This is a genomic window from Novosphingobium sp. (assembly GCF_027489515.1).
In the GTDB taxonomy this organism is placed as follows: Bacteria; Pseudomonadota; Alphaproteobacteria; order Sphingomonadales; family Sphingomonadaceae; genus Novosphingobium.
In genome coordinates, this window is the sequence record NZ_JAIXZS010000032.1 from 1 (window position 1) to 26,573 (window position 26,573).

At 65.9% G+C, this 26,573-nt stretch carries 31 protein-coding genes and 1 tRNA gene; 24 read left to right on the forward strand and 8 right to left on the reverse strand.

Annotated elements, in window-relative coordinates; all coding sequences use genetic code 11:
* Positions 1 to 18 precede the first annotated feature (18 nt).
* The 12 genes from rpmE to Q0082_RS05695 all read left to right on the forward strand — a co-directional run bounded on the left by rpmE (position 19) and on the right by Q0082_RS05695 (position 10,924).
* Positions 19 to 243: a 50S ribosomal protein L31 gene (gene rpmE, locus Q0082_RS05640; protein WP_054123190.1), complete on the forward strand. Its 225-nt coding sequence runs from the start codon at positions 19 to 21 to the stop codon at positions 241 to 243.
* Positions 244 to 352: 109 nt separating this feature from the next.
* The gene (locus Q0082_RS05645) at positions 353 to 805 is read left to right on the forward strand and encodes a MarR family transcriptional regulator (RefSeq protein WP_298190748.1); all 453 of its coding nucleotides are present in this window, start codon (positions 353 to 355) and stop codon (positions 803 to 805) included.
* A 197-nt stretch (positions 806 to 1,002) separates the two neighbouring features.
* Positions 1,003 to 3,405, forward strand: coding sequence for a TonB-dependent receptor (locus Q0082_RS05650; protein WP_298190749.1), 2,403 nt, complete (start codon positions 1,003 to 1,005; stop codon positions 3,403 to 3,405).
* A gap of 216 nt (positions 3,406 to 3,621) precedes the next feature.
* A tRNA-His gene (locus Q0082_RS05655) sits at positions 3,622 to 3,698 on the forward strand.
* A 146-nt stretch (positions 3,699 to 3,844) separates the two neighbouring features.
* On the forward strand, positions 3,845 to 4,573 hold the full coding sequence (ccmC, locus tag Q0082_RS05660; protein WP_298190750.1) for a heme ABC transporter permease CcmC: 729 nt from the start codon (positions 3,845 to 3,847) through the stop codon (positions 4,571 to 4,573).
* A gap of 10 nt (positions 4,574 to 4,583) precedes the next feature.
* Complete coding sequence (locus Q0082_RS05665) at positions 4,584 to 4,724, forward strand: hypothetical protein (RefSeq protein ID WP_298190752.1); 141 nt, start codon at positions 4,584 to 4,586, stop codon at positions 4,722 to 4,724.
* Positions 4,721 to 5,191, forward strand: a complete 471-nt coding sequence (ccmE, locus tag Q0082_RS05670) for a cytochrome c maturation protein CcmE (RefSeq protein WP_298190754.1) — start codon at positions 4,721 to 4,723, stop codon at positions 5,189 to 5,191. Before Q0082_RS05665 ends, ccmE begins: the two co-directional genes overlap by 4 nt.
* A gap of 10 nt (positions 5,192 to 5,201) precedes the next feature.
* A complete protein-coding gene (locus tag Q0082_RS05675; protein ID WP_298190755.1) occupies positions 5,202 to 7,151 on the forward strand; it encodes a heme lyase CcmF/NrfE family subunit in 1,950 nt (649 codons plus the stop codon).
* A complete protein-coding gene (locus Q0082_RS05680; RefSeq protein ID WP_298190756.1) occupies positions 7,148 to 7,714 on the forward strand; it encodes a DsbE family thiol:disulfide interchange protein in 567 nt (188 codons plus the stop codon). Before Q0082_RS05675 ends, Q0082_RS05680 begins: the two co-directional genes overlap by 4 nt.
* Positions 7,714 to 8,130: a cytochrome c-type biogenesis protein gene (locus tag Q0082_RS05685; RefSeq protein WP_298190758.1), complete on the forward strand. Its 417-nt coding sequence runs from the start codon at positions 7,714 to 7,716 to the stop codon at positions 8,128 to 8,130. Before Q0082_RS05680 ends, Q0082_RS05685 begins: the two co-directional genes overlap by 1 nt.
* Positions 8,127 to 8,819 (forward strand): tetratricopeptide repeat protein, encoded by a 693-nt coding sequence (locus Q0082_RS05690; protein ID WP_298190760.1) that lies wholly within the window; start codon positions 8,127 to 8,129, stop codon positions 8,817 to 8,819. Before Q0082_RS05685 ends, Q0082_RS05690 begins: the two co-directional genes overlap by 4 nt.
* A 158-nt stretch (positions 8,820 to 8,977) precedes the next feature.
* Positions 8,978 to 10,924 (forward strand): KUP/HAK/KT family potassium transporter, encoded by a 1,947-nt coding sequence (locus Q0082_RS05695; RefSeq protein WP_298190761.1) that lies wholly within the window; start codon positions 8,978 to 8,980, stop codon positions 10,922 to 10,924.
* A gap of 39 nt (positions 10,925 to 10,963) precedes the next feature.
* On the opposite strand, the gene Q0082_RS05700 is transcribed toward Q0082_RS05695, so the two are convergent.
* The 7 genes from Q0082_RS05700 to Q0082_RS05730 all read right to left on the reverse strand — a co-directional run bounded on the left by Q0082_RS05700 (position 10,964) and on the right by Q0082_RS05730 (position 17,365).
* Entirely contained in the window at positions 10,964 to 11,263 is a 300-nt protein-coding gene (locus Q0082_RS05700) for a hypothetical protein (RefSeq protein ID WP_298190762.1), read from the reverse strand.
* Between the two features lie 123 nt (positions 11,264 to 11,386).
* Positions 11,387 to 11,959 (reverse strand): urate hydroxylase PuuD, encoded by a 573-nt coding sequence (locus Q0082_RS05705; protein ID WP_298190763.1) that lies wholly within the window; start codon positions 11,957 to 11,959, stop codon positions 11,387 to 11,389.
* Positions 11,960 to 12,072: 113 nt separating this feature from the next.
* Positions 12,073 to 12,726 carry an inner membrane-spanning protein YciB gene (locus Q0082_RS05710; RefSeq protein ID WP_298190764.1) on the reverse strand — a complete coding sequence of 218 codons (654 nt, stop codon included), beginning with the start codon at positions 12,724 to 12,726 and terminating at the stop codon, positions 12,073 to 12,075.
* Positions 12,723 to 13,673: a signal recognition particle-docking protein FtsY gene (ftsY, locus tag Q0082_RS05715; RefSeq protein ID WP_298190766.1), complete on the reverse strand. Its 951-nt coding sequence runs from the start codon at positions 13,671 to 13,673 to the stop codon at positions 12,723 to 12,725. The genes Q0082_RS05710 and ftsY overlap by 4 nt, the downstream gene beginning before the upstream one ends.
* Entirely contained in the window at positions 13,670 to 14,848 is a 1,179-nt protein-coding gene (locus tag Q0082_RS05720; RefSeq protein WP_298190767.1) for a MiaB/RimO family radical SAM methylthiotransferase, read from the reverse strand. The genes ftsY and Q0082_RS05720 overlap by 4 nt, the downstream gene beginning before the upstream one ends.
* Positions 14,845 to 15,654 carry a diaminopimelate epimerase gene (gene dapF, locus Q0082_RS05725; protein WP_298190768.1) on the reverse strand — a complete coding sequence of 270 codons (810 nt, stop codon included), beginning with the start codon at positions 15,652 to 15,654 and terminating at the stop codon, positions 14,845 to 14,847. The genes Q0082_RS05720 and dapF overlap by 4 nt, the downstream gene beginning before the upstream one ends.
* A 40-nt stretch (positions 15,655 to 15,694) precedes the next feature.
* Positions 15,695 to 17,365, reverse strand: coding sequence for an EAL domain-containing protein (locus tag Q0082_RS05730; RefSeq protein ID WP_298190770.1), 1,671 nt, complete (start codon positions 17,363 to 17,365; stop codon positions 15,695 to 15,697).
* Between the two features lie 319 nt (positions 17,366 to 17,684).
* On the opposite strand from Q0082_RS05730, the gene ffh reads away from it, so the two are divergent.
* From ffh to rimM, 3 genes are read left to right on the forward strand one after another with little or no spacing between them, the layout of a single operon-like run.
* Positions 17,685 to 19,175 (forward strand): signal recognition particle protein, encoded by a 1,491-nt coding sequence (gene ffh, locus Q0082_RS05735; RefSeq protein ID WP_298190772.1) that lies wholly within the window; start codon positions 17,685 to 17,687, stop codon positions 19,173 to 19,175.
* 47 nt (positions 19,176 to 19,222) lie between these two features.
* Positions 19,223 to 19,690 carry a 30S ribosomal protein S16 gene (gene rpsP, locus Q0082_RS05740; protein WP_298190774.1) on the forward strand — a complete coding sequence of 156 codons (468 nt, stop codon included), beginning with the start codon at positions 19,223 to 19,225 and terminating at the stop codon, positions 19,688 to 19,690.
* Positions 19,691 to 19,696: 6 nt separating this feature from the next.
* Positions 19,697 to 20,200 carry a ribosome maturation factor RimM gene (gene rimM, locus Q0082_RS05745; RefSeq protein WP_298190776.1) on the forward strand — a complete coding sequence of 168 codons (504 nt, stop codon included), beginning with the start codon at positions 19,697 to 19,699 and terminating at the stop codon, positions 20,198 to 20,200.
* On the opposite strand, the gene Q0082_RS05750 is transcribed toward rimM, so the two are convergent.
* Positions 20,185 to 20,391, reverse strand: coding sequence for a hypothetical protein (locus Q0082_RS05750; RefSeq protein ID WP_298190778.1), 207 nt, complete (start codon positions 20,389 to 20,391; stop codon positions 20,185 to 20,187). The two genes, rimM and Q0082_RS05750, sit on opposite strands and share 16 nt — an antisense overlap.
* 100 nt (positions 20,392 to 20,491) lie before the next feature.
* Between Q0082_RS05750 and Q0082_RS05755 the strand changes: the two genes are divergently transcribed.
* The 9 genes from Q0082_RS05755 to rplS form a co-directional block, all read left to right on the forward strand.
* Positions 20,492 to 21,430, forward strand: coding sequence for a LysR substrate-binding domain-containing protein (locus tag Q0082_RS05755; RefSeq protein WP_298190780.1), 939 nt, complete (start codon positions 20,492 to 20,494; stop codon positions 21,428 to 21,430).
* 26 nt (positions 21,431 to 21,456) lie between these two features.
* Complete coding sequence (locus Q0082_RS05760) at positions 21,457 to 22,020, forward strand: hypothetical protein (protein ID WP_298190781.1); 564 nt, start codon at positions 21,457 to 21,459, stop codon at positions 22,018 to 22,020.
* A complete protein-coding gene (locus Q0082_RS05765; RefSeq protein ID WP_298190782.1) occupies positions 22,017 to 22,847 on the forward strand; it encodes a TIGR04222 domain-containing membrane protein in 831 nt (276 codons plus the stop codon). The genes Q0082_RS05760 and Q0082_RS05765 overlap by 4 nt, the downstream gene beginning before the upstream one ends.
* Positions 22,848 to 22,921: 74 nt before the next feature.
* Positions 22,922 to 24,445 carry a serine hydrolase domain-containing protein gene (locus Q0082_RS05770; protein WP_298190783.1) on the forward strand — a complete coding sequence of 508 codons (1,524 nt, stop codon included), beginning with the start codon at positions 22,922 to 22,924 and terminating at the stop codon, positions 24,443 to 24,445.
* A 47-nt stretch (positions 24,446 to 24,492) separates the two neighbouring features.
* Positions 24,493 to 24,762, forward strand: a complete 270-nt coding sequence (locus Q0082_RS05775; protein WP_298190784.1) for an AbrB/MazE/SpoVT family DNA-binding domain-containing protein — start codon at positions 24,493 to 24,495, stop codon at positions 24,760 to 24,762.
* On the forward strand, positions 24,762 to 25,151 hold the full coding sequence (locus Q0082_RS05780; RefSeq protein WP_298190785.1) for a type II toxin-antitoxin system VapC family toxin: 390 nt from the start codon (positions 24,762 to 24,764) through the stop codon (positions 25,149 to 25,151). The genes Q0082_RS05775 and Q0082_RS05780 overlap by 1 nt, the downstream gene beginning before the upstream one ends.
* Positions 25,151 to 25,498 carry a hypothetical protein gene (locus Q0082_RS05785; RefSeq protein ID WP_298190786.1) on the forward strand — a complete coding sequence of 116 codons (348 nt, stop codon included), beginning with the start codon at positions 25,151 to 25,153 and terminating at the stop codon, positions 25,496 to 25,498. Before Q0082_RS05780 ends, Q0082_RS05785 begins: the two co-directional genes overlap by 1 nt.
* A complete protein-coding gene (gene trmD, locus Q0082_RS05790; RefSeq protein ID WP_298190788.1) occupies positions 25,495 to 26,235 on the forward strand; it encodes a tRNA (guanosine(37)-N1)-methyltransferase TrmD in 741 nt (246 codons plus the stop codon). Before Q0082_RS05785 ends, trmD begins: the two co-directional genes overlap by 4 nt.
* Before the next feature lie 3 nt (positions 26,236 to 26,238).
* A partial coding sequence (rplS, locus tag Q0082_RS05795; protein ID WP_298190791.1) for a 50S ribosomal protein L19 occupies positions 26,239 to 26,573 on the forward strand: 335 nt, incomplete at its 3' end.

Consider the following 26,573-nt stretch of genomic DNA (forward strand, 5'->3'; position numbering starts at 1 on the left):
CCTAGTGGAGCGAGACCCATGAAAGCCAATACCCACCCCGATTACCACATGATCAAGGTGCAGATGACCGACGGCACCGTGTTCGAGACCCGCTCGACCTGGGGCAAGGAAGGCGACACCATGGCGCTCGAAATCGATCCGCTTTCGCACCCGGCTTGGACCGGCGGCACCCGCCAGCTCGATCAGGGCGGCCGCGTCGCGCAGTTCAACAAGCGCTTCGGTGGTCTCACGCTCAAGAAGTGAGTGCCAGCGTAGTTCTGGTGCAGGAAAGGGCGGCTTTGGTCGCCCTTTTTCGTGAAATCCCCTCTCTGCGGCCCTTGCCATCACGGCACGGCGAGGTGAAACAGCGTGCATGGCAGTCCTGACTAACGCCCTCGACAAATTGCTTGGTTATCAGATGCGCCGCGCGACTGCGGTGCTGATGGCCGATTTTGTTCGCACCCTTTCCGATTTCGACATGCGCCCGGCGGAGATCACCACGCTGCTGGTCATCGCCGAGAACCCCGATTGCTCGCAGAGCGAAGTGGGCGAGGCGATTGCGATCAAGCGGGCCAATATGGTGCCTATCATTGCCCGGCTGATCGAGCGTGGGCTTGTCGCGCGCACCCGCGTCGATGGCCGCAGCCTCGCGCTCAGGGTCACCGACAAGGGCGCGGCACAGGCCGCCGAGGCATGGCGCCGGATCGCCGCGCATGAGGCCCGCTTCCGCGACCGGCTTGCCCCGACCGATCTTGAAACCGTGCTTGCCGCGCTGCCGGTCCTGCGCTCGGCCATCGAGGACGGTGCGGCAATCGACGACCAATAGATTGGCAATTCGGCACCGCGACTAACCAACGGTACTGGTGCGTGAATACATCCGTGCGGTGAATTCGCCACAAACCTCTCATTTTTGGCGGTTGTCGCAAGACCAGCCGCTGCCAAACCTTTTGTCTGAAGCCGGGACTTCGCACTGCGGGCGCAAACCGCGGGCCCCGGCCGCCCATTGGATGAGAGGAGAAAGGCATGCGGTACACGCGCGTTCTTGGCTGGTCGTCGCTCGCGGCGGTTGCAGTATCCCTGGCCATGCCGGCCCATGCGGCCGAAGCTGCCGATGCCGCAGATCAGGGCGGCAGCGCAGCAGAGGAAACCGGCAAGGATGTGATCATCGTGACCGCGACGCGCCAGGCGTCTGACAAGCAGAAGGTCGGCGTCGCACTTACCGCGCTCACGGTCGAGGACATTGCGCTGCTCGCACCGCGTTCGCTGCTGGATATCCAGGGTTCGGCGCCCAACGTGTTCATCGGCAGCGGCACGGCCGCCCCGGGGCAGAGCGCCATCTTCATCCGCGGGCAGGGCTATGCCGACGTGGAAAAGACCCAGAGCCCGCCGGTCGGCGTGATCCAGGACGGCGTGTTCTTCGGCAACAACACCGGCCAGCTGCTCGACATGTTCAACGTCTGCTCGGTCGAGGTCGACCGCGGACCGCAGGGCATCTTCTACGGCAAGAACACCACGGCGGGTCTGATCAACCTGACCCGCTGCGCGCCGACGCGCAAGCTGGGCGTCAGCCTCGAGGCGGGCTATGGCTCGTTCAACGAGTTCTATGGCCGCGGCGTGGTCAACGTGCCGCTGGGGGACCGGGGCGGCATTGCCTTCTCCGGCCAGTACCGCACCATCGACGGCATTCTCAACAACGTCTTCACTAACCGCCGCGCCGGCAATTCGGATTACCGCGCGTTCAACGTCAAGCTGAACTATGATCTGGCCGAGTGGCTGAACGCCGATCTCAGCTACGACCATATCCACCAGACCGGCGGCGGCACGCCGGTGCAGTTCGGCAACATCCTTACCGCCAACATCCTCTCGGGTGGCAATCCTTCGGCGATCTGGCCCAAGTACAATCCCGAGACCGGCAGCCCGGACGGCCTCAAGCCGCGCGAGATCGGCAACAATCTCGATGCCGACCAGGACCGCCTGAACACCAACATCGTCAGCCTTGCGCTGAAGGCGAAGACCCCGATCGGCGAGCTCGTATCGCAGACCTCGTACATGTCCTCGGGCGATACGGTGAACCAGGACTTCGACGGCACCTGCAAGGGCGCGCCGGGCTGCACCAGCGTCGGCAACCCGCTGCTCGCGGCCACCGGCAGCCAGCTGCTTACCAACCGCGACCAGACCTACAAGCAGTTCACTCAGGAAGTGCGCCTTCAGGGCAGTGCGGCCAACGGCCTCGTCGATTACATCGTGGGGGCCTTCTACTACGATCACAAGATCACGCTGCACCAGAACACCAACAAGGCGATCGACCAGTTCTCGGCGGAGAAGGACCACAGCTGGTCGTTCTTCGGCAACGTGGACCTCAATCCGACCGACACGATCAAGATCTCCGGCGGCGTGCGCAACATCTTCGAGGCCAAGCGGTTTGACACCCGCTACATCCTGCTCGGCACGATTCCGCTGGTGGGGCCGATCAATGATCGCCGCAGCTGGCAGAAGCTGATCACCCGCTTCAACATCCAGTGGCAGGCAACGCCCGACGTGCTGCTTTACGTGAACCGCTCGGAAGGCTTCCGCTCTGGCGGCTTCTCGATCCGTGGCACGCTTTCGGAACGGCAGCCTGGCCAGACCAACTGCGGCCCGGTTTCCGGAGGCGGTGGCGGTAGTGCAGAGAGTGTCGCAGCCGCTCCGCCGGATTGCTCGGGCAACAACTTCCTCTCGTTCAAGCCCGAGACCAACACGACCTACGAGGCCGGCTTCAAGACTCGCTTCCTGAACCGGGCGATCACCTTCAACGCGTCCGGCTTCATCAACGACATCAAGGACTTCCAGCAGTCGCAAGTGGTCGTGACGCCCGGCTACGGCCCCGGCACCAACACTTATGTGGTCAGCTTCCCCAAGGTCCAGATCAAGGGCCTCGAGTTCGAGCTGGACTTCGATTTCGGCAAGATGACCGAATCGATGAAGGGCCTCTCGCTGTCCGGCACGCTGGGTATCCAGGATGCCAACGTGAAGGACGGCAAGGTCAACGGCCAGACTTCCTCGATCGGTCCGGGCGCGCAGGCCGGCGCACCCGGCACGACGGCGGACTTCACTGGTGTCCTCCTTCAGCGTGTGCCGAGCAACAACTTCACCGTGCGCGGCAGCTACATCCGCGAGCTTTCGGCCGATGCTAAGCTCTCGCTGACGGCTGGCTACTCGTGGATCGACAGCTTCTCGCTGGGCACGTTCGGCACGCTGAACGATATCCAGCCCAGCTACGGCCTGCTCGATGCCTCGGCCACGCTCAACTACAAGGGCTATTTCCTGCGCGTGGCGGGCAAGAACCTGACCGACAAGGCCTACCGCACGCAGTCGCTGCCCACCGTGTTCTTCCAGGGCTGGGCGGCACCGGCAACGGTCACCGTCTCGGTCGGCGCGAAGTTCTGATCGCGTAACTGCTTTGAACAGGAGACCCCGGCGGATGGCCTCCGCCGGGGTTTTTTGTTTGCGGCAGCCGCTCCGCTACGCTCGCAAGGATGAAGGAAGAAGCGATAGCGTGGCAGCGGCAGCTTGCCTTCCGCAAGATTCCACTTCCCAAATCGCGCTCATTCTGCAAAAGCGCGCGTCCGCAGTGCCGATGCGTCGGTGTGCTGCGCGTGTGTGGCGATCGTAGCTCAGTTGGTTAGAGCGCCGGTTTGTGGTACCGGAGGTCGTGGGTTCGAACCCCATCGGTCGCCCCATTTCTCCCCATCTTGAGACAGTAGGCCCGCCTGCACTTAGGTTCAGGCGCGCTAATCTCTTGCTCCCCATGCGGGCAGGTGGCAGAGGTGGGGCGCGCGGACAGGTTCGACTGTACCGCCAGCTTTACGGACGTTGCTGCCCGCCCATGCATGGCTTTGCCAATCCTGCCCGTTTCCTGCGCATGGCGCGCTGGTTGATGCCGTTGATGCTGGTGCCGGGGCTGATCCTCGCGTTCGGCGCCTTGGCGTGGGGGCTGTTCATGGTCCCGCCGGACCGGCTCATGGGCCAGACGGTGCGCATCCTCTTCATCCACGTGCCTTCGGCCTGGCTCGGCATGGCCGGCTGGTCGACAATCGCGATCGCAAGCCTTGTCGAACTCGTGTGGCGCCATCCGCTCGCCGGGATCGCGGCGCGTGCGGCAGCGGTGCCGGGCGCGGCCTTCACAGCCATCTGCCTCGCCACCGGCTCGATCTGGGCACGCCCGACCTGGGGCACATGGTGGGTGTGGGATGGCCGGTTGACGAGCTTCCTCATCCTGCTCTTCCTCTATTTCGGCTATATCGCGCTGGCGGGCGCGGCGCAGCGCGATGCCGCTGCAGGTGAGGGCGCCAGCCGCGTCACCGCGATCTTCGGCCTTGTCGGCGCGGTCAACATCCCGATCATCAACCGTTCGGTGGTGTGGTGGAACAGCCTGCACCAGCCGCCCTCGATCACCGCAGGGAAGTCTTCGATCGACGCGGCCTTCCTCTACCCGCTGCTGTTCGCGGCGGTGGGGTTCACGCTCATCTTCGGCGGGCTGGTGCTGGCGCGCATGCGCATGCTCCTCGCCGATATCCAGACCGAGGCGCGCCTGCGCCGCAAGGCGATGGCATAAGCAGCACACGATGCACGAAAAGCTCGATCAGTGGCAGTTCGTGATGGCGGCGCTCGCCATCGGCGTGATCGGCACCCTTGTCCTTGTGGGCTGGACCCTTTGGGCCATGAAGCGCGCCGAGAAGCGCCGCGATAAGGCGCGTGAGAAATGAACACCACCACCAAGTCCTCCATGATCAAGCCCAAGCATCAGCGCCTTGTGCTGATCGTGCTCGCGCTCGTCGCGCTGATCGGCGCGGGGATGCTTGCCGCTTTTGCGCTGAGCAAGCAGGCGGCCTATTTCTATCTGCCGAGCGAACTTGCGGCGAAACCGCCCGAGGCGGGCCGCGCGGTGCGCCTTGGCGGCATGGTCGAGAAGGGCTCGATCAAGACGCAGGCCGATGGCGTCACGATCAACTTCATCGTCAGGGACGACAAAGCCCGCGTGCCCGTCCGTTTCTCCGGGATCACGCCGGATCTTTTCGTCGAAGGCTCGGGCGTCGTTGCCGAGGGGCGGATGGAGGGCACCACATTCGTGGCTGACAATCTGCTTGCCAAGCATGACGAGAAGTATGTGCCGCGCGAAATGAAGAACATGAGCACGGCCGAGGCCAAGGCCGTGATTGCGGAGACGAAATGAGCGCCCACCCATGATTGCTGAACTCGGCCTTGCGATGCTGTGGATGGCCGCAGCACTTGCCGTGTTGCAGCTTGTCGCTGGCGCGCTTGCGCTGCGCCCTGCGACCGCGCACCTTGCCGGCGTCGTGCGTCCGGTAGCGATGCTGCAGGGTCTGCTGGTCGCCTGCGCGTTCGCGGCGCTGATCTGGCTGTTCCTCAACACCGATCTCTCGGTCAAGCTGGTTGCGGAAAACAGCCATTCGGCCAAGCCCTTCATCTTCAAGCTCGCGGGCACCTGGGGCAACCACGAAGGCTCGATGCTGATGTGGGTGACGATCATGAGCATGGCCGGCGGCTTCGTCGCGCTCATCGAAAAGCGCCTGCGCGAGGAAACGCTGATCGCCACACTGGCGGGGCAGGCTTTCGTCAGCCTCGGCTTCTATGCCTTTCTGCTGCTCGCCTCGAACCCCTTCACGCGCCTGCCTGAGCCTGCGCCCGAAGGCGCCGGGCTCAATCCGCTGCTGCAGGACATCGGCCTCGCGTTCCATCCGCCCACGCTCTACGTCGGCTATGTCGGGCTCTCGATCGCGTTCAGTTTCGCAGTCGGCGCGCTCGTCACGCGCGATGTCGGCCCTGCCTTTGCCCGCGCGATGCGGCCTTGGGTGCTCGGCGCGTGGATATTCCTGACACTCGGCATCACGGCTGGTTCGTACTGGGCCTATTACACGCTCGGCTGGGGCGGCTGGTGGTTCTGGGACCCGGTCGAGAACGCCTCGCTGATGCCCTGGCTTGCGGCCACCGCGCTGCTCCATTCGTGCAGCGTACTCGCCGCGCGCAACGCGCTGCGCACGTGGACGGTGATGCTCGGCGTGATCGCCTTCTCGATGTCGATGGTCGGCACGTTCCTCGTGCGCTCGGGCATCCTCACCTCCGTCCACGCCTTCGCGGTCGATCCCACGCGCGGCTCGTTCATTCTTGCGCTGCTGGCAATCTACATCGGCGGCGCGCTGCTGCTGTTTGCGCTGCGCGCCAGCACGGTGACGGAAGGCGCGCGGTTTGCCGTGGTCAGCCGCGAATCTGCGCTGGTGTTCAACAACGTGATGCTCTGCGGCATCCTCGGCATCGTCCTTGTCGGCACGCTCTATCCACTGCTGACCGAAGCGATGGGCGTGAAGGTCTCGGTCGGCCCGCCGTATTTCAACCCGGTTTCCGCCGTGTTTGCGATTCCGATGATGCTGGTCATGGCGGTCGGTCCGGTGCTGCGCTGGCGCGAGGACAAGGGCGGGCGGATCACCTGGCAGATCGCGGTGCCCGCAGCCGTGATGGCGGCCGCGCTGCTCGCGGTAGAATTGCTCTTCGCGCCGATCAATCTGTTGCCCGCGCTGGGCCTTGCGATCGCGCCGGGGCTTGCGGTTGCCTCGCTCCAGCCGCTGGTGGGCCGCAACCTGCGCCGCACGCCGCTGGCGACCTACGGGATGGTCATCGGCCACTTGGGCATTGCCGTTGCGCTGTTCGGCATGGCGAGCGAGGGCGCCTTCTCGACCGAGCGGCTTGCAGCGATGAACCCCGGTGACAGCCAGCAGGTCGGCCCGTTCAAGGTCACGCTGCAGGATATCGGCCCCGTTGCCGGGCCCAACTGGACTGCGCTCGAGGCGACCGTGGCGGCAAGCTATGCCGGCGGCGCGGCCACCGTGCTCCATCCGCAGGCGCGCGTGTTTGCCAATCCGCCGGGTAACCGTACCGAAAGTGCGCTGCTGACGCGCTGGAACGGTCAGCTCTATGCCGTGCTCGGCGAAGAGGGTGAGGACGGCCGCTGGCAGATGCGTTTCTGGTGGAAGCCGTTCGTGCCGATGATCTGGTATGGCGGCGCGCTCGTTGCGCTGGGCGGCCTGCTCGCGCTGATGGGACGCGTCGCGCGCGATGTGAAGCGCCTCGTGGCGACCGACAAGATCGCCTGGCGCCGTGAAAGGCAGGGCCGATGAGCACGGCGGAGCAATCCAAGCGTCCCGGCCTCGCCGTATGGCTGCCGCTCGGCCTGTTTGCGGGCTTTCTGGCGCTGGTCATCGTCGGGCTCTATTGGCCAGCGGACCGCGAGGTTTCGAGCGCCTTCATCGGCAAGCCGCTCCCCGCGTTCGACTTGCCCCCCGCGACCGACGAGCGCCCCGGCCTTGCCACCGCGCAGTTCCAGCAAGGCGGCAAGCCGCGGCTGCTCAATGTCTTCGCGAGCTGGTGCGTCCCTTGCGCGGTCGAGGCTCCGCAGCTCGCGGCGCTCGCCAAGCAGGGCGTCGAGATCGACGGCGTCGCCATTCGCGACCGCAAGGAGGACGTGGCCCGCTTCCTCGGCCAGTACGGCAATCCCTTCGCGCGGATCGGCAAGGATGACTTGAGCCAGGTTCAGCTCGCCATCGGCTCTTCCGGCGTGCCCGAGACGTTCGTTGTCGATGGCAAGGGGATCATCCGCTATCAGCATATCGGCGATATCCGGCAGGAGGATATTCCGCTGATCCTGCGCAAGCTGGCCGAAGCCGAAGGGGGGGCACAGTGATGCGCGGCCTGCTCCTCGCGCTTTTGGCGCTCATTGCGCTCTCCGCACCGCTTGCCGCGCAGGACATGCTGCCGCCCGCGCCCTATGCCTACAAGCAGCTTGCCGATCCCGCGCAGGAGCGCAAGGCGCAGGCGCTGATGGAAACGCTGCGCTGCCTCAAGTGCCAGAGCCAGTCGATCGCCGATTCCGATGCGCCGATGGCCGGTGACATGCGCCATCAGGTGCGCACCCGCATCGCGGCCGGAGAGGAGCCCGAGGCGATCCGCCAGTGGCTGATCGAGCGCTATGGCGATTACGTGAGCTATACGCCGCAAGTGAAGCCGCTGACATGGCCGCTGTTTGCCGCCCCGCTGCTGTTCCTCGCGCTCGCGGCGTTCCTGCTGCGCGGGCGTTTCCGCCGGAGTAAGGGCGCATGACCTGGGTCTTTATCCTGCTGATTGCCGTCGTCGTCTGGGGCGTGATGGCGTTCCTGCTCAAGCTGCCGCGCACCGGCTGGGAGATCACCGCCGCCGCACTGCTTTTCGGCATTTCGGGCTATGCATTGCAGGGCCATCCCGGGCAGGCTGGCGCACCGCAGGCCCCGGTCGAGAACGCGAAGCTTGCCGATCAGACCTTGATCAAGGAGCGCCAGCAGATGGGCGCGGCTTTTGGACAGGGCCAGTCGTGGCTGATCCTCGCTGATGCGCTCACCCGGCAGGGCCAGTATGGCGCCGCGTCCGATGTCCTGCGCAAGGCCATCGCGAAGTCGCCGCAGGATGCCGACTTGTGGGTCGCGCTCGGCAATGCGCTCGTGGGCCATACCGATGGCGTGATCACACCGGCTGCGCAGTTCGCTTTCCAGAAGGCCGCCAACATCGCGCCCGATCATCCCGGTCCGCCGTTCTTCATGGGTCTGGCGCTCGCGCAATCGGGGCGTCTGGCCGAAGCGCGCACCTTGTGGGCTGAACTCCTCGTCCGTTCGCCCGCCGATGCACCCTACCGTCCTGACCTCGAGGCGCGTCTGGCGCGGCTCGACTCGATCATCGCCGAACAGGCCCAGATGCAGGGCGGCATGACGGGGGCACCGCCGGCTGCGGCGCCGGGGGCCAAGCCGGCTCAGCAATAATCCCTGAAACCAAGCGTTTATCCACGAGTTTCGGCGCTACTGACACGCGTGTACGTCCCATTGCGGGCACCATGGGGCAGTGCTAAAGCGCGCCGCCGTTCGGGGCATATGTGCTATGCCTGCCGTGGTTTGGGCCGATGCCCGGGGACTTGCTGACAATGAACGAAGCTGTGGTTGACGCTGCACCGGAAAGCGGAGGGCAGAGCGCCCCTTACGCGGCTGAAGCCGCGTCCGCGGCGCGGCAGGTCGGCGGTCTCAGCCTCGCCGTAGGCGCGATCGGCGTCGTCTTCGGCGACATCGGCACCAGCCCGCTCTACGCGCTGCGCGATACCTTCGCGGGCCACCATCCGCTGCCGCTCGACCGGCTGCATGTCTACGGCATTGTCAGCCTGATGTTCTGGTCGATGATGCTGATCGTGACCCTGAAGTACGTCACCGTCATCATGCGGGCGGACAACAAGGGGTCTGGCGGCAGTCTCGCGCTGCTCGCGCTGATCAACCAGCACACCACGGGGCGCCGCTGGGGCAAGGGCATCATTCTCCTCGGCGTGCTGGCCACCGCACTGTTCTACAGCGATTCCATGCTCACTCCGGCGGTCTCGATCATGAGCGCCGTCGAGGGTATTTCGGTCTACAATCCCGATCTCCACCGCCTTGTCGTCCCGATCGTGGTCGCCCTCGTGATCGCCCTGTTCGCCACCAAGAGCCAGACCACCGGCACGCGCCTCAGCTGGGCCTCGCGCTGGGCTGGGCCGTTCATGCTGCTCTACTTTGCCACGATCTCGCTGCTTGGCCTGCGCAGTATCGCCGCCGATCCGCAGGTGATCTGGGCGCTTTCACCACAATGGGCGCTGGCGATGTTCCAGGCCGATCCGTGGCACGGCTTCATTGCGATGGGCACCGCCGTGCTCGCGGTGACAGGCGCCGAGGCGCTTTATGCCGACATGGGCCAGTTCGGCCGTTCGCCGATCCGCGTCTCGTGGCTGGTCTTCGTGTTGCCCGCGCTGGTGCTCAATTATCTCGGGCAGGCGGGCCTCCTGCTGCGCGATCCGGCAGCGATCCACAGTCCGTTCTATCTGCTGGCGCCCCCGGGTTTCGAGTGGCCCTTGCTGGTGATCGCCACAACAGCGGCCGTGATCGCGGCGAAGGCAGTGATTTCCGGCGCGTTCCTCGTCACGCAGCAGGCGATCCAGCTCGGTTTCATCCCACGCATGACGATCCGCCACACCTCGACCAGCCTTGGCCAGATATACATCCCGGCGATCAACTGGGCGCTGATGATCGCGGTGATCCTCCTCGTGCTGGTGTTCGAGCGGTCGCGCAATCTCACCGCGGCCTATGGCATCGCGGTGACGGGGGCGATGCTGATCGACAACATCCTGCTTGCGGTGGTGTTGTTCAAACTCTGGCGGTGGAAGCCGGTCTTCGCGCTGCCGCTGCTCGCACTGTTCTTCGCGATCGATGCGACCTACCTCGGCGCCAATCTCGCCAAGATCCCCGATGGCGGCTGGGTGCCGCTGCTGATGGGCCTGGCGATCTTTACGCTGCTGACCACCTGGTCGCGTGGCCGCGCACTGATGCGCCAGAACATGGCCGAAGGCGCGCTGCCGCTCGAGGTGTTTACCCGTTCGGCCCACACCAGCGCCGCGCGCGTGCCGGGCACGGCGGTATTCATGGCCTCGGCAGCGGCGGGTGTGCCTTCGGCGCTGCTCCACAACATCAAGCACAACAAGGTGCTGCACGAGCGCGTGGTCGTCCTCACCGTGCAGATCGCCGACGCGCCTACGGTCGAGCCGGCTGACCGCGCAGTGGTCAAGGACTTCGGGCAGGGCTTCTACCGCCTGATCCTGCGCTTCGGGTTCATGGAGGAGACCGACGTTCCGGCCGCGCTGAGCGGCGTTTCGGTCTGCGGCGAGCCGTTTGACATGATGCGCACGAGCTTCTTCCTCTCGCGCCAGACGCTGATTCCGGCAGACGTGCCCGGCATGGCGCTGTGGCGGGAAATGCTCTTCGCGTGGATGCTGCGCAACGCGGCGGATGCGATGGGATTCTTCCGCCTGCCGACCAACCGCGTGGTCGAACTCGGCAGTCAGCTCAAGATCTGACGGCGGTGTCGGGGGGCACCAACGCCCCCCTCTGCCAGATCACTTCGGCGACGGGGTGGGCGAAGGCGTGGGCTTCAAGGCCTCCTTGGCCTCGTCCGCGCCCTGCTTGATCCGATCGCCCATCCGGTCCGCGGCTTCCTTCGCCCGGTCCAGCGCGGCATCGGCCTTTGCGCCGGCCGCTGCGGCATCCGTGCTGGCTGCCTCGCTCGTGTCGGTCGCGGCGGTCGAAATGTCTTCACCGGCCGAAGTGGCGGTCTCGGCGGCGTTCTCCTTGGTCTTTTCCGAACAGGCGGAGAGCGCAAGGGCGGCGGCAAAAGCTGCGAGAGTGACTGTACGCATGGTTGGGGAATACCTTTCTGGCGTGGACTTTCGTCCGGTGCGCGCGGGTCCCCCCCACAAACGCAAACGGCGCGGCGTCCGCTTGGGGACGCCGCGCCGTTGTGGGCGCTAAACAGCAGTCAATCAACCGAGATTCGCGCTCACCATGCAGTAGAGCATCGGCAGCGAGAGCAGCAGGTTGGTGCGGCTGGCGAAGAGTGCGCGGGGAGCGGCAGCGGCCTTCTCCTCTGCGGTCGCCTCGACGATGCCGAGGATCTTCTTCTGCGCCGGCCAGATGATGAACCACACGTTGAAAGCCATGATGATGGCGAGCCACATGCCGACGCCGATCAGCTTGACGTTGCCTTCGCCGCTGAAGGTCAGCGCCTCGTGGCCGTAGCCATCGACGATCGAGATCGCGAGGCCGGTGATCAGCGTGAGCAGCGCGCCATAGCGGAAGAAGAAGAACACCTTGGGCGCGATGTGCCCGGTGATCGCACCCTTCTGCTCGGCAGGGATCTTGGGCATGGTCGGCACCTGCACGAAGTTCAGGTAGTAGAGCAGGCCGATCCACAGGATGCCGAAGAACGCGTGTGCCCAGCGGAACACCGAGTTGCTGTCAACCGGCGCGCTGGCGTGGAACGCGATCATGACCCCGATCGCGGCGGCCAGGCCGACGGCGAGCACGAGGTGCAGATTTCCAAAGAACTTTGCCATTTATGTTTCCCCCGAAGAGATGGTCTTTTGATGGCTGTCCGGCCACCCAGCCGGTCCGACGTGGTTCATATGCGGGTTTTGGCCCGTTTGTCATTGTATTTTGGTGCCAAGCGTTAACCGTTAGGCGGGTTCTGTTCGACCTCTGCCGCTGCTTCTTCGCCAAGTCCGTGGCGCAGCAGCATCGGGATCTGTGCGAAGGTAAACAGGAACGAGAGAGCGCTCACGCCCCACAGCTTGACCAGCAGCCAGGTGTCGAACGACATTGTGTGGCGCAGCACTTCATTGAGGCCGGCAAGGAACAGGAAGAACCAGGCCCAGTTGCGCGAAAGCTTGAGCCAGCCTTCATCGGAAAGCCCGTCGAACGCGCTTTGCAGCAAGGTGCGCAGCATGGCCTTGCCGCGAAACAGGCCGCCGAACAGCACGCCGGCAAACAGCAGGTAGATCGCAGTCGGCTTGATCTGGATCCATACCGGATCGCCGAGGAACACCGTGAGCGAGCCGAAGCCGACGATGAGGATCGTGGAAAGCCAGAGCATCGGCGAGATATGGCCGAGCCGCCACTTCGAGATCACCAGCGCCACCACCGTTGCGACCATGAACGCCATGGTGGACTTGGTCACCGCCACCACCGCGCCCAGGCTTTCGCTGCCCGCGTCCTTCGGGCTGAACCAGCGATAGGCAAGGAAGAATACCAGCAGCGGGCCGTAATCGACGAGGAGGTTCACCCACGAGGACTTGGGCTTGGGCTTCGCGGTCGGCTCGTTCACCGCAGCACTCCCGCAATCACCCGCGCCACGAGATCCGGATCGAAGGGCCGCAGATCGTCGATCTTCTCGCCCACGCCGATGGCGTGGATGGGGAGGCCGTATTGCTCTGCCGCCGCCACCAGCACGCCGCCGCGCGCGGTGCCGTCGAGCTTGGTCATGATGAGGCCGGAAACGCCCGCCACTTCCTTGAACGTCTCGATCTGCTGGAGCGCGTTCTGTCCGTTTGTCGCATCGAGCACGAGCACCACATCGTGCGGCGCTTCGGGATTGAGCCTGCCAAGCACACGGCGCACTTTCGCGAGCTCATCCATCAGCTCGCGCTTGTTCTGGAGGCGCCCGGCAGTATCGACGATCAGCGCGTCGATGCCCTTGTCGGTCGCGGCCTTTACCGCATCGAACACGATCGAAGCCGGATCGCCGCCTTCCGCGCCCGAGACGATCTCGATCCCGAGCCGGTCTGCCCAGACGCGCAGCTGGCCGATGGCGGCGGCCCGGAAGGTATCGCCTGCTGCCAGCATCACCGAATAGTCCTGCTCCTGAAACAGGTGCGCAAGCTTTGCGATGGTCGTCGTCTTGCCCGAACCGTTGACGCCGATGACAAGGATCACCTGCGGGCGCGGGAAGGCGACGATTTCGAGCGGCTTGGCCACGGGCCGCAGGATCGCCGCGATCTCCCCCGCCACCGCTTCGGCGAGCGCGGCCTCGTCCACGCCCTTCTCGAAGCGCGTCGAGGCGAGCTTGGCGCGGATCCGCGATGCAGCGCGCGGGCCAAGGTCGGAGAGGATCAGCGCGTCCTCGAGGTCGTCGAGTTGCGCGTCGGTGAGGCGGTTGCCGCCGGCGAGACCAGCGAGGTTCTCGGTCAGGCGTTCGGATGTCTTGCGCAGGCCCCCGAGCAGGCGATCTGTCCAGCCGCTCTCGCTCGTGGTTGCGCTTGTCTCGGGGGTCATTCCAGCAGGCCTTCGCGGATACGGGTCGGTGTCAGCAGCACGATCTCCCCCGCAGCCGTGCCTTCGGGCAAGCGGTAGGGGGCGAATTCGGGGGAATGGCCGGTTCCGTCGCGCTCGGCAAGCACTTCGCGCGGGAAGCCGATCAGCCCCTCCAGCCAGCACGTGCGCGTGGCGGCAACGGCGGCGCGCACTTCGGCGGCACGTGTCCGCACCACAGGCGGCGGCACTTGCGGCATGCGCGCGGCGGGCGTGCCGGGGCGGGGCGAATAGGGGAAGACATGGCCGTGGACGATCCCGCAGTCCGCGACGATGCCCACATTGGCCGCATGCATGGCGTCGTCTTCGGTCGGGAAGCCCGCAATCAGGTCTGCGCCGATGGCAATCTGCGGGCGTGCCTTGCGCAGTCGCTCGCTGAGCGCAACCGCCTCGGCGCGGGTGTGGCGGCGCTTCATGCGCTTGAGGGTGAGGTCGTGCCCTGCCTGCAGCGAGAGGTGGACATGCGGCATGATCCGCGCCTCGCCGGTGATCAGCTCGAACAGCAGACCGTCGATCTCCACCCCGTCGAGCGAGGAGAGCCGGAGGCGGGGGAGGGCGGGAAACGCGGCAAGGATCGCGGCGACCAGATCGCCCAGTTTCGGCGCACCCGGCAGGTCCGCACCCCAGCCGGTGACGTCCACCCCGGTCAGGACGACTTCGCGCGCGCCGCCTGTGAGGTGGCCCTCGACCGTGCGCAGCACTTCGGCAATGGGCTGGGACGCGCTTCTGCCGCGCCCAGCAGGGATGATGCAGAAGGTGCATGCATGATCGCAGCCCGTCTGCACCGGCACGAAAGCGCGGGTATGGCGAGCGCTTGGTGCGGGCAGGGGGGCAGGGGGCGCCTGCCACGCCGCCGCTTCGAGCTTTGCCGCATTGGGCACCACGCCGTCGACTTCGGGCATCGCGGTGAAGTCCTCGGGCGCAATCGTCGCCGCGCAGCCGGTCACCAGCAGCCGTGCATCGGGGTTCGCCGCGCGCAGCCGCCGCACCGCGCGGCGTGATTGGCGCACCGCTTCGGCCGTCACCGCGCAGGAATTGACCACGACCGTGCGCTGCGAAGAGCCCGCGACCATCCCGCGGATCGTCTCGCTTTCGGCAAGATTGAGCCGGCAGCCGAGCGTCACAACGGCTTCGCTCACAGTGGGAAATCATCCTCGTCGAAGGTGCCGGCAAAGCTGAAGGACGCCGGCCCCGTCATCAGGATCGTGCCGCCTTCGGCCCAGGCGATCTCCAGCGGCCCCCCGGGCAGGTCCACCTGCACCGGACCCGTTACCAGCCGCCGCCGCAATGCGAGCACCGCCGCCGCGCAGGCGCCAGTGCCGCAGGCCCGCGTCAGCCCCACGCCGCGTTCCCACACGCGCAGCTTGATATGACTGGGTCCGAGCACCGAAGCGACGCCGACGTTGACCTTCTCGGGAAACAGCGGATCGGTCTCTATCACCGGACCCAGCCGCGCGAGATCGATGGTATCGGCATCGGGCACGAAGAACACCACATGCGGATTGCCGACGTTGACCGCCGCCGGGGTTTCGAGGTCCTCCCAGCCGACCGGCATCGCCAGCGTATCCATCGCGTAGGCGAGCGGGATTTCGTCCCAGCCGAAGCGCGCTGGGCCCATGTCGACGGAAACGCCGCTGCCGGTCGCGCTCGAGGCGAGCATCCCGCCCAAAGTCTCGATCCGCTGTTCGCCTCCCAGCAGCATTCCGACCGCGCGCGTGGCATTGCCGCAGGCCTCCACTTCGCTGCCATCGGCATTGAAGATGCGCATGCGCACATCAGCCGCTTGCGAAGGCTCCAGCACGATCAGCTGGTCGCAGCCGATCCCGGTGCGCCGCTCGGCCAGCGCCGCAGCACGTGCATGCGACATCGCCACAGGCACGTCACGCGCGTCGATCACGATGAAATCGTTGCCGAGGCCATGCATCTTGCGGAATGCGACAGACATGCCGCCCGTCTAGGCGCGCGCGCGGCACGGCGCAACGGTCTCAGGCGATGCGGGTGCTCGGTATCTCAGGGGCCGCGCTGTCCGGTAGCGGGCCGATGAGAAGCCCTTGCTCGGCCAGATTGCGCCGCACTTCTGCGGCCGAAGCCGGCTGGCCATAGAGGTAGCCCTGACCCTTGAACTTGCCGAATCGGCGCAGCGCACTCAGCACTTCGGTGCTCTCGATCCCTTCCGCCGTGATCGGCAGCGCCATCCCGCGGCCCAGCGAGGAGATCGCCTCGACGATCGAGGCGCTGTCCGCGCTGCGCGCCAGAGTGGAAACGAAGCTGCGGTCGATCTTGATCCGGTCGAACGGAAGTGTGCGCAGCTGCGCGAGGCTCGAGTAACCGGTGCCGAAGTCGTCGAGGCTGATGCGGATGCCCTGGTTCTTGAGACTGGTGATCAGCGAGCGCACCACCGCGATGTTCTCGTGCAGGCAGGTTTCGGTGATCTCGATCTCGAGCCGGGTCGGCGGGAAATTGGCAGCGACCAGCATCTTGAGCAGCCGCTGTGCAAACCAGGGATCGCGCAGCTGCACCGGCGAGATATTGACCGAGAGCGTGAGGCGCGGGTCCCACGCCCGCGCGTCGGTCAGGGCAAGTGTGATCAGGGCTTCGGAAAGGTCCGCGATGAGGCCGATCTCTTCGGCGACCGGAATGAAGACGTCCGGGCTCACGATGCCGTGGCGCGGGGAAAGCCAGCGAGCCAGCATCTCGAAGCCGGTGATCTCGCCAGTCTCGAGGTCGATCTGCTTCTCGTAATAGGGCACGAACTCGCCGCGCTTCAGTCCGTCGCGGATGCCCTGCTCAAGCTCGCTGCGGAAGCGCAGCTCCTTTTCCATGCTCGGCTCGAACCACGCAAAGCGGTTCCGTCCGCGGCGCTTGGCCTGATACATGGCAAGATCGGCGCGGTGGAGCAGATCCTGCGCGACATGGGCCGCGCTGTGCACCGCCCCGCTCGAGCCCACCGCGATCCCGATCGAGGCGGTCACTTCGGCGCGCAGCACACCCGAGAAGATGGGCTCTGCGAGCGCGTCGTTGATCCGCACCGCGAGGCGTTCGATCGCGCTTTCTCCGCCCGGCGTGAAGATCGCCGCGCAGATGAATTCGTCCCCGCCCAGCCGCGCCACGATGGAGCGCGCGGGCATCTGTGTCTCGATGCGCCGGGCCGTTTCGACAAGTACGGCATCGCCCGCCTTGTGGCCCAGCAGGTCGTTCGAGCGCTTGAACTTGTCGAGGTCGATCATCAGCACCGCGACCTCGTCGCCGTTTTGCGCAGCGTCGTCGACAAGCTTGGCGATCGCATCGTCAAGGCTGCGGCGATTGAGGCAGCCGGTCAGCGCATCGGTGCAGGCGAGACGGGTTGCATTCTCCTCGGCCTTGCGGCGCTGCGTGATTTCGGTCTGCAGTTCGGCATAGCGGCGCCAGCCGAAGATCAGCAGCGCGATATTGAGGATGAGCGCGTTGGTCAGCAGTACGTCCGGGCTGCCGACCCCGTAGATCCAGCTGCGGGCAATGCCGGTAAGGACGGTCGAACCGGTGCCGATGAACAGGAAAATGGCGGCGACAAGGATGCCCAGCGCGACAAGATCCCGCTCGGCGCGCTTCAGCGGGACTTTCTCGCCCGCCGCATCGGTCCTGTGCTGCCCATCGTCGGCCATGATCGGCTTGCCCATTCCTTTCGGGTCCGATCCGGATCATTAGCTAACGGGGCTGAAGTTTTGGTTAAGTTCGCCCTGCCAACGCTGTTTCCCGAAGCCGCAGCGGGAGACTTGCACCGCAGCCGCGGCGGGGCACTCTGCCGCAGCCGCGGCGGGGGACTTGCGCCGCAGCCGCAACTCGCGTAAGCGCGCGGCAGCAAGAGGTGGCTCCGGCCCCCTTTTCAAGGTAGTTTGTCCCGGTTTCCGTGGATGCGCCATACGCTGGTCGGCGAGGTTTCGCCCACCGGCGTTTTTCGCGTTATGCACGGGATCACCGGGAAAAGGAGCGCAAAGCGTGTTCGATAGTCTGTCAGACCGGCTTGGAGGCGTGTTCGATCGCCTGCGCGGCCGCGGCGCGCTGCGCGAGGAAGACGTCCAGGCTGCCATGCGCGAGGTGCGCATCGCGCTCCTCGAAGCCGACGTCGCGCTCCCCGTCGTCCGCCGCTTCATCGACAAGGTGACCGAGGAAGCGACCGGCCAGCAGGTGCTGAAGTCGGTCACCCCCGGCCAGCAGGTCGTCAAGATCGTCAACGACGCGCTGGTCGAGATGCTGGGTTCGGAAACGGCCGATCTCGATCTCGCGGCCACGCCGCCTGTCGTCATCATGATGGTCGGCCTTCAGGGCTCGGGCAAGACGACGACGACCGCCAAGATCGGCAAGCTGCTCAAGGAAAAGCAGGGCAAGAAGGTCCTGATGGCCTCGCTCGACGTCAATCGTCCGGCGGCGCAGGAACAGCTTGCGGTGCTGGGCGAGCAGGCCGGTGTTGCGACGCTCCCGATCGTTCCGGGCCAGTCGCCTGTCGAGATCGCCCGCCGCGCGATCAATGCCGCGAAGCTGCAGGCGGTCGACGTGCTGATGCTCGATACTGCGGGCCGCCTACACGTCGATCAGGCGCTGATGGACGAGATGAAGGCGGTCGCCGAAGTCTCGGCCCCGCGTGAAACGCTGCTGGTCGTCGATTCTCTCACCGGTCAGGACGCGGTCAACGTCGCGCAGAACTTCGCGGGCGAAGTTGATCTTACCGGCGTCGTGCTGACCCGCATGGACGGCGATGCGCGCGGCGGTGCAGCGCTCTCGATGCGCGCCGTCACCGGCAAGCCGATCAAGTTCGCGGCGACCGGTGAAAAGCTCGATGCGATCGAGCAGTTCAATCCCGAACGCGTTGCCGGCCGCATCCTCGGCATGGGCGATATCGTCTCGATCGTCGAAAAGGCGGCCGCCACGGTCAAGGCGGACGAGGCCGAGAAGCTCGCGCAGCGCATGGCCAAGGGCCAGTTCGACATGAACGACCTGCGCACCCAGCTGCAGCAGATGCAGCGCATGGGCGGGCTCGGCGTGTTGGCGGGCCTGATGCCCGGCATGAAGAAGGCCAAGCAGGCCATGGCCAACTCGGGCATGGACGACCGCGTGCTGCTGCACATGGACGCGATCATCGGCTCGATGACGCCCAAGGAGCGCGAGCGGCCCGAGCTCTTGAACGCCAAGCGCAAGATCCGCGTCGCGAAAGGCTCCGGCACGCAGGTGCAGGACGTCAACAAGCTTATCAAGATGCACATGGAAATGGCGAAAGCCATGAAGCAGATTCGCAAGATGGGCGGGCTCAAGGGCCTCGCTGCGATGTTCGGCGGTGGCGGAATGGGCGGTCTCGGTGGTGGCGGTGATGCCGGCCCCGGCCAGCTGCCTGGTGGCGGCATGGGCGCAGGGATGGGCGGCATGCCCGGTCTCCCCGGTTTGGGTGGTGGCAATATGCCCGCCAACCTCGGCGATCTGCTCAGGAAGAAATGATTTCAAGTTCAGTTTCAGTTTCAGTTTTTGTCGGAAAGGTTTGAAGTATGTCGGTTTCCCTTCGTCTCTCGCGCGGTGGCTCGAAGAAGCGCCCCTACTACAAGGTCGTGGTCGCCAACAGCCGCTCGCCCCGCGACGGCGCCTACCTCGAGCAGGTCGGCACCTACAACCCGCTCCTCGCCAAGGATGATGCCAACCGCGTCCGTCTCGTCGAAGACCGCGTGCGCTACTGGCTCGGCGTCGGCGCGCAGCCGACCGACCGCGTTGCCCGCATGCTCGACAAGGCCGGCATCAAGGAGCGCACCCCCACCGTGAACCCTGCGAAGGGTGAGCCGGGCAAGAAGGCCAAGGAGCGCGCTGAAGAGCGTGCGGCCAAGATCGCCGAGGCTGAAGAAGCCAAGCGCGAGGCCGAAGAAGCCGCTGCCGCCGCTGCTGCTGCCCCGGCAGCAGAAGAAGCCCCGGCTGCTGAAGAAGCTCCCGCTGAGGAAGCTGCTGCCGAGCAGGCCGAAGGCTAAGCTGAAATGCACGGCCGCCCCGTCACGCTCGCTGCGATCAGCGGCGCGCATGGCGTGGGCGGCGAAGTGCGGCTCAAGCTGTTCGGGGAAGGGGTGGAAAGCCTCAAGGCCCACCGACTGTTCAACGACGGCGCCCTCACGCTCACCAAGCTGCGTGATGACGGCAAGGGTGGCGCCATCGCCCGCTTTGCCGAGGTGGCTGACCGCACTGCTGCTGAAAAGCTGCGCGGCACCGTGCTGACAGTGCCGCGCGCCAGCCTCCCGCCGCTGGCGGAAGGCGAATACTATTATACCGATCTGATCGGTCTGCCCGCCGTCTCGACCGAGGGCGAGGTGCTGGGCACCTGCATCGCGGTCGAGAATTTCGGCGCGGGCGATGTGCTCGAGATCGAGCGGCCTGCCGAAGAAGGCAAACCTCGCAAACGCTTCATGGTGCCGATGCGCGCTGAAGCCGTGCCCGAATGGAACGGCGAACGGCTTGTGATCGAAGCGGCTTACGCCGCCGACTGACACGTCGAGGGATCGCAGCACGGCGTTTCGGCGTGCTGCTTCGCTGGCGGCGTGATCAGATCGCGCACCAGCATGCGCAGTTCGTCCCACAGGCTCGGCACCGGGCGGCCCTCGCGCACCAGATCCTCGCGTGCCTGCAAGGCTGCCTTGTGGGCTTCGGCCCAACCACGGCTCCAGACTTCATCCATCATCACGCATCTCCTTTGCTGATGGCTGCATTGTGCCTGCCGGCGGGCCGTGCGGCCAACAAAAGCTCTGGCATGTCGTATAAGGTGGCCTTATCATCGCCTGATGCCTGATCTGCCGCCCCTGTCCGCCGTCCGCGTGTTCGAAGCCGCCGCAAGGCTGGAGAACTTCAGCCGCGCTGCGGAAGAGTTGGGGATGACGCAGGCTGCGGTCAGCTATCAGGTCCGCCAATTGGAAGACCGGGTCGGCCGGCCGCTGTTCCTGCGCGAGAAGGGCCGGGTGCGCCTGTCGGAGGCCGGGCGCCGGCTTGCGCCCGCCGTCTCCGCCGCGCTCTCCGATATCGCCACGGCCTTTGCCAATCTCAGCGCGGACGACAGCGGCGTCCTTGCGATCAGCACGATCCCCTCGTTCGGCGGCACCTGGCTGAGCGCGCGGATCGGACGCTTCCAGGTCGCGATGCCCGATCTGGCCCTGCGCCTCGCCACGACCGGCCGCATCACCGATTTCGCGCGTGACGGTATCGACGTCGCCATCCGCTCCGGCGTGGGGCCGTGGCCCGGCGTCACGGCCGAATTCCTGATACGCTATCACGTCTCGCCGATCTGTTCGCCCGGCTTCATCGCTGAACACGATATCCGCGAACCTGCAGACCTGCTTCGCGTCCAGCGCCTTGCGCCCGAAGATCCGTGGTGGCCAAGCTGGTTCGCGGTTGCCGGGGTCGAGATGCCCGATGCGGCGCCGCCCGCCGGCATCGCCTTCGACAGCCAGATGGAAGAAGCTCGCCTCGCCGGTGCTGGCTTCGGCGCTGCCCTGATGACTCCGCTGTTCTGGCGCGACGAACTTGCTGCAGGCACGCTCGTGCAGCCGTTCCCGCAAGTCTTCCTGCCGCCCTTTTCGCTGTGGTTCGTCCGTCCGGAAGGCCGCTCCGGGGTCCGCAAGATCGAGCGCTTCCGCGAATGGCTGCTCGCGGAAATGGCCGCCGAACGCGCGCGGGGCGTGGCACCGCCCGAAGTCTGGATCGCGCCGCCGGTAACAAACCGGTAACAGCACAGCAGTATACCCTGCCTCAGATGAACGCGCCTTTCGCTTCGTCATGCACGGCAACAGCAAGTCCGCTGTGGCAGGCCCTTTCGACGTACGAGGTCGGGCCAGTCGATGCCGACCTTTCCTTCACGCAGCGCCTCGCCCGCGAGAACGGCTGGACCGCAAAGCATGCCGCGCGCGTGTTCGAGGAATACCGCCGCTTCCTCTACCTTGCCGGCACGGCCACCCACCCCGTCACCCCCTCCGATGCGGTCGATCAGGCCTGGCACCTGCACCTCACCTACACGCGCGATTACTGGGAGCGGCTCTGCCCCGAGGTGCTCGGCCGCGCGCTGCATCACGGCCCCACCAAGGGCGGGCGGGCGGAAGGTGAACGCTTCTTCGAACAGTACGCCCAGACCCTGCGCAGCTACGAGGCCGCCTTCGGCCCCGCACCCGAGGATATCTGGCCCGATGCGCGCCGCCGCCTGCTGATTGATCCCAAGGCGCGGCGCGTTCACCCCCGTGAGGTGCTGATCCTGCCTTACCGCTGGCTTCTCGGCGGCGGGCTGCTCGCAGCTCTGACCTATGCCTTGTGGAGTCTGCTATGACAGGCCTTGGCCCGTTCGATTTGCACGGCCCTGAATTCCTGATCCTCTATTGCGAACTCGCCGTGATCGCGCTGATCGCAAGTTTCGTCATCCCGCGGTACTTGCGCCCCGAAGGCCGCCCGTGTCGTCCGACAGACGAGGACGAACTCGCGCTGCTCGCCGGTGGCCGCGAACGCTATGCCGAGACCGTCGCGGTCCGGCTGCTGTCCGTCGGTGCGGTCAGCGTGCAAAGCGACGGCAGGCTGCAGATCCGGGACCGCAACGGCGGGCGCACTTTGGCCGAACGCCGCGTGGTTGCGCTCGGCTCGCCGATGCGCTGGGGCGACATGCTGCTCGCTGTCGCGGGGCCTGCCGAGAATGCCGAGCACAAGCTTGCGCAGCGCGGGCTGCTGATGGATGCCGCCACCCGGCAGCAGATGCGCCTGCTCCAGACCGCCCCGCTGGCGCTCCTGTTCCTCTTCGGTATGGCCAAGTGGATCGTGGGCACGATGCGCGACCGGCCTGTCGGCATCCTCACCGCGCTGCTCATCGTCACGGCAATTGTGGCCGTGCTGCGCTTTGCCGTGTTGGATCGCCAAACCCGCGCCGGGAAGGTTGCCCTCGCTGACGCCCGCTCCGAAGCCGCCCGCCTGCGCCGCGCCGCGCCCACCGACGAGGCCCCGCTCGCCGTCGCGCTGTTCGGCACCAGTGTGCTTATCGGCGCGTATCTCTCCGACTTCCACCGCATGCGCAGCGCCGGAGGCGGCGGCGACACCTCCAGCAGCGGCGGCTGCAGCGGCGGAAGTGGGGGCTGCGGCGGTGGAGGCTGCGGCGGCTGCGGCAGCTGAGGGCTGCTTTGTCTGGCCTCTCGCCATGACGAACAAATGCTGCCAACCTGCTCTCACATGGTGGGAGGCACGCAATGCGGTTCAAGGCAAATCTTCTGGCGGCACTGGCCATCGCAGCGCCGATACCGGTATTCGCCCAGAGCGCCCAGACCGCCGCTGCTGCCACCAATCCCGCAGCCTTCGACACCGAGATCAACGCGATCCTGACGAAGTGGATGGCCGAGAACCACATCCCCGGCATGGTCTTCGGCTTGGTGCAGGACGGCCGCCTTGCCTACGTGAAGGGCGAGGGCGTGCAGGACCTTGCCGCCAAGCGCCCGGTCACGCCCGATACGCTGTTCCGCATCGCCTCGATGACCAAGGCCTTCACGGCCCTATCGATCCTCAAGCTGCGTGACGAGGGGCGGCTGGCGCTCGATGATCCGGCGGATCGCTATGTCCCCGAGATGCGCGGCTGGACCTATCCCACCAGCGATTCCCCGCGCATCACGGTTCGCGATCTGCTCACCCACAGCGCCGGCTTCGTGACTGATGATCCCTGGGGTGACCGGCAGCAGGTCCTTTCGCAGACGGCGTTCACCGCGCTGCTCAAGGCCGGCGTACCTTTCACCCGCGCGCCCGAGATGCGCCACGAATATGCCAACCTGGGCTACGCGATCCTCGGCCGGGTGATCGCCAATATCACGAAGGCGCCCTACCGAACGTTCGTCGAGCAGCGCGTGCTCACCCCGCTGGGCATGACCGTCAGTGGCTTCGATGTGCTCGCCCACCCGAAGGACACGCGTGCCATCGGCTACCGCTGGGAAAACGACGCGTGGGCCGAGGAGCCCACGATGAAGGACGGCGCGTTCAATGCGATGGGCGGCCTCGAGGTCAGCGCCAACGACTATGCCAAGTGGCTCGGCTTCATCACCTCCGCCTGGCCCCCGCGCGATGGGGAGGACGCAGGCCCCGCCAAGCGGGCCACCGTCCGCCAGATCATGCGCGGCGCGAACAATGCCAACGTGTTCCACCGCTATGCGACTGATGGCGACAAGCAGTGCCCCGGCGCAATCGCCTATGGCCTGGGCTGGCGCGTGATCACCGATTGCGATTACGGCACGGTGCTCGCCCACGGCGGCGGCTATCCGGGCTATGGCAGCCACGTGATGGTCCTGCCCGAATACGGCGCTGCGCTCTTTGCGCTCACCAACCGCACTTACGCTGGCCCCAGCCAGCCGGTGTGGGACATTGCCGCGCTGCTCACCGCGAAGGGCGTGCTGGTGAAGCGGGCGGAACCCGTCTCGCCCGAACTCGCGAGCTTCTACACCGCCGCGCAGACCGTCTGGGCCGCCGGCACCATCGACGCGCTGCAAGGCCGCGTCTCGATGAACTTCCCGATGGACCGCACGGCTGCGAACTGGGCCAAGGTGCTGGCGGAGACGAAAGCCAAGTCCGGAGCCTGCGACACGGCCGCGTCTATCACGGCAGAAGGCGCGATGAGCGGCACGTTCGCGTGGAAATGCGAGAAGGGCCGGATCGAAGGTACTGTCCTCCTCGCGCCGACCAAGCCGATCACGCTGCAATCGTTGGGGTTTGCGTTCGAGGGGAAGGATTGAATCCATCGAACATTGTGTATATACTCGATGTATATACGGAGCGTGCCATGAGCGAAGAATTCGTCGCCAAAGTCTTCAAGTCGGGCAATTCCGTGGCGCTGCGCCTGCCAAAGGGCTGGGGCTTCGCCGAAGGCGATGAAGTCGTCGTCGTGCCGCACGAAGATGGCACCTTCAGCTTCTGGAAGCAGGAGGATGCGCTGCAGGTGCTGCTGTCGCTCTATGGCAGCATGTCACCGGGCTTCATGAAGGATGGGCGCGGGGACATCGAGCAGGATGACCGCGACTGGGACAAGCCCACGGTCAGCACAGCTGCCTGATGTACCTTCTCGATACCAACATCTGCATCGACTATGTCGATGGCCGCAGCGCGGCCGCGCGTCGCCGGGTCGAGGAGAGCTTTCGCAAGGGCCTCGCGATCTCCTCGATCACGGCCTCGGAATTGCTTGTCGGCGCGCGTGAATCCCAGGACCCCGTGGCTGATGCCCAGCGCATCGACCGCTTCATCAGCGTGGTTCGCTGCCACGATTACGATACGGCGGCTGCGCGTGAATACGCCCGCATCGCCAAAGCCATCGGGGTGAACCGCAAGAGCTTCGACCGCCTGATCGCCGCCCACGCGCTGGCGCTGGGGCTGGTGCTGGTGACAAGCAACGTGAAGCACTTCGCCGATGTGCCGGGGCTCAAGGTCGAGAACTGGACGGTGTGATGATCCTTCCGCTGCTCCTGTTCGGCCTGATCCTGCCCCTGCTGTTCGGCTTTTGCCTTTGCCGCTGGCGGACGGACTGGGGACGCCGGCGGATTCTCTGGTCGGTCGCTCTGCCGTTTCCGGCTCTGATCACGATCCCCTCGCTGTATCTGGTTGTCTCGACGCTGCTCACGCCTGCCAGTCGGTGCGGCACCGATGCCTGCGGGATGGCGATCGGCTTCGGCCTCATGGGGCTTTCGGCGGCTGCACTTTTCCTTGGCCTTGGCCTTGCCATGGGCTGGGCCGGGCTGGCACTTGCGGGCCGCGGCCGCGTGGCGGCCAGCGAAAAGGCAGACACATTCAGATGACCTTCCACGCGACTGTCCTCACGCTCTACCCGGAGATGTTCCCCGGCCCCCTCGGCGTCAGCCTTGCAGGCCGCGCCATGGCGGAGGGCAAATGGGCGATCGATACCGTCCAGATCCGCGACTTTGCGGCGGACAAGCATCGCACCGTGGACGATACCCCGGCAGGCGGCGGCGCGGGCATGGTGCTGCGCGTCGATGTGCTGGCCAAGGCCATCGACCATGCGCGGGAAGGGGGCGCGGACCGCCCCGTCATCGCGCTCACCCCGCGCGGCAAGTCGCTCACGCAGGCCCGCGTGCGCGAACTCGCGGAGGGGCCCGGCGTCATCCTCCTGTGCGGCCGGTTCGAGGGTTTCGACGAGCGGATCTTCGAAGGGCGGGGCGTCGAGGAAGTTTCCGTCGGCGATATCGTGCTCTCCGGAGGCGAACCTGCCGCGCTCATGCTCCTCGATGCTTGCATTCGGCTGCTTCCCGGCGTAATGGGCGCGCCTTCCAGTGGGTCAGAAGAGTCGTTCGAGAACGGTCTCCTCGAGTATCCGCACTATACCCGACCCCAGGAATGGGAAGGGCGCACGATCCCTGAAGTGCTGCGATCGGGGGATCATGCGAAAATCGCTTCATGGCGGAAACGCCGGTCTGAAGACGATACCCGGTCACGCAGGCCGGACCTTTGGGAGCGCCACACCGGCGTTCGGGTCCAGTCTGCCTCTGGCGCGCAGCGTGAAGTGCAGGACGATTGAGTCATGAACATCATTCAGCAGCTCGAAGCTGAAGCCATCGCCGAATTCAAGGCGAAGAAGACCATCCCCGATTTCCGCGCTGGCGATACGCTGCGCGTCGGCGTGCGCGTCGTCGAAGGTGAGCGCACCCGTGTTCAGGCCTACGAAGGCGTGTGCATCGCGCGTTCGAACCGCGGCCTCGGCTCGAACTTCACCGTTCGCAAGATCTCGTTCGGCGAAGGCGTGGAGCGCGTGTTCCCGCTCTACTCGCCCAACATCGACAGCATCACCGTGGTCCGCCGCGGCGTCGTGCGTCGTGCCAAGCTCTATTACCTGCGCGGCCGCACCGGCAAGTCGGC